This is a genomic window from Bacillus sp. mrc49 (assembly GCF_002803435.1).
Window position 1 is genome coordinate 1 of record NZ_PHNG01000133.1, and the last position, 965, is coordinate 965.

Genomic DNA, 965 nt, shown 5'->3' on the forward strand with positions numbered 1-965 from the left:
GATTATGAAGGTGCTGCCAAAACATATCGTGAAGGCTTCCAACATATGTTCGACATCAGTAAAGCGTTATCCACTTCCATTGTAGCGCAAATGCCGGATAAATTTGAAAATTCAAAAGCGGACACACCTGCCGCTGATTTACGTTCTACATTGAATAGTTTGGCAGCTGAACACTTTGCTTTAGCAACAATGGGCATGCAAAAAGGCTTCGAAGGTGCAAAGGACTATGACTATATTGGATGGTCTGAAAATGCCAATACAGCTGATTTCAAAGCAGCGATCGGTTCAGTATATGGTGATGAAGGTGCCGCCCAATTCGAAAAAATTTGGCAGGGAGATCACATCAATGCACAAGCTGAATTCGTAAGTGCACAAATAAAAGACGATAAAGCAGGCGAACAGGCTGCAAAAGATAAGCTCCATAAGTTTGCACAAGAGTTTGGTACATTCCTAGGTAGTGCAACAGGAGAGAATCTGCCAACGGAGGCAGCTCAAGAAGCGGTTAAAGCACATGAAGATACTGTCATCAAAACGTTTGAACAATACGTAGCGGGCGACTATGCTGGAAGCTATGACACATACCGTGAAGGGTACAAATTAATGTTTGGTGTCGGTCAAGCGCTTGGGGATGCGATTGTGAAGCAAAACCCAGACAAGTTTGCCGGAACGGCGATGCCATCCGATATGCCTAAAACGGGCATGGGCGGTGCTTCCGAACAAACAACGAACCCACTAACGGTCATTTGGACAGCGTTAGGGTCATTAGCAGCATTAATGGCAGTAGTGGTCGTACGTAAAAGAAAACTGTCTAAATAATAAATACCAAATTTTCCTTACCCTATATAATAATGAAAAAAAGAGAGTGTAATCTCTCTTTTTTTTTTCAAATTGAGTGATTGAAATGAGGTCATGATATGAATAAACTAATTCATTTCGCTTGTTTTATCTTAATAGCCATTATTCTA

1 pseudogene is annotated in these 965 nt (G+C 41.5%); it reads left to right on the top strand.

Annotated features, from left to right (window positions below):
• Nucleotides 1-816 (top strand): annotated as a pseudogene (locus CVN76_RS00915) (copper amine oxidase); the annotation flags it as partial.
• Nucleotides 817-965 lie beyond the last annotated feature (149 nt).